Consider the following 960-nt stretch of genomic DNA (forward strand, 5'->3'; position numbering starts at 1 on the left):
AGACGATGGACGACCTGGAGATCACGACGGAGTTTCTGCAGGAAGTCGCCGAAACGAAATCTCTTGCTATGCTGGACGATCCGGACCGCGCAGAGGAACTGCGCGCCTCGCTGGAGAGACTGAAGGAGCGCGCAAGCTGGCTGGGAAAACGCTTCGAACGCCGGAAAACGAATGAACGCCTGCAACAAAGTGAACATCTCAACCTTATGCATCAGCAGATGTGATGAGGTTTCCAGCGACGCGATCTTTCGAAAGAAGATCTCATCACCGCGAATGTGCAGGATGCCTGAAAGCAAGGCGCGGACGGTCGGGTCCGTGAGCCGATCGAATTTCCGGCGCAAGGTCGCGGCGGGCGTTTCGGCGTAATGGCGCGTCGTCTCGATATTCTTGTGGCCAAGGAAGCGCTGCACATCGGTAATGTCCATGCCGAGCCATAACAGTTTTGTCGCCATGGTGTGACGGATAGTCGATGCCCTCCCGGATGAGGATGATGGCTTTGGCGGCTCGCCCGATCGAAGTCATTCTACCAAAGATTTTCGGATTGCTAACTGACGATCCCCATCACTGTTTCCGGCACGGTCGAGGTGTGCAAACCGATGTTTTGGCAAACATCGGGCTTTCCACTCCGGCTATTCTGGAAAACCCGTTGTGAGAGGCGCGGCATGCAGGTTCGGATCGTCATGGAAATCACCGGCGACGACGGAGGGCTGATCGCCAGCGAAGTCGTCGCCGATCTGGCGAAGGTCACGAGGGGCGCCGAAGATCTCGGCCTGTCGCTTGCCGAGGGCAAGGCCCTGCTTGCCAAGCTTCAGCAAAAGGTGGTGGAAACGCAGGCCGGCGTCTGGCTCAGGGAAAATCGCGACCGGGATGGCCGCCGTCTGCGTAGCAAGGGCAGCTACCCCGTAACCTTCCATACCCTGTTCGGCGACGTGCGCCTGAAGAGCCCGCGTTATTGCCTGC

2 pseudogenes are annotated in these 960 nt (G+C 58.4%); one reads left to right on the forward strand and one right to left on the reverse strand.

Going from position 1 to position 960, the window contains the following annotated elements:
* A pseudogene (locus ACWGTO_RS33550) lies at positions 1 to 452 on the reverse strand (hypothetical protein); the annotation flags it as partial.
* 210 nt (positions 453 to 662) lie between these two features.
* Here ACWGTO_RS33550 and ACWGTO_RS33555 point away from each other — a divergent pair.
* Positions 663 to 960, forward strand: a pseudogene (locus tag ACWGTO_RS33555) (ISKra4 family transposase); the annotation flags it as partial.

Source organism: Mesorhizobium sp. PL10 (assembly GCF_053714315.1).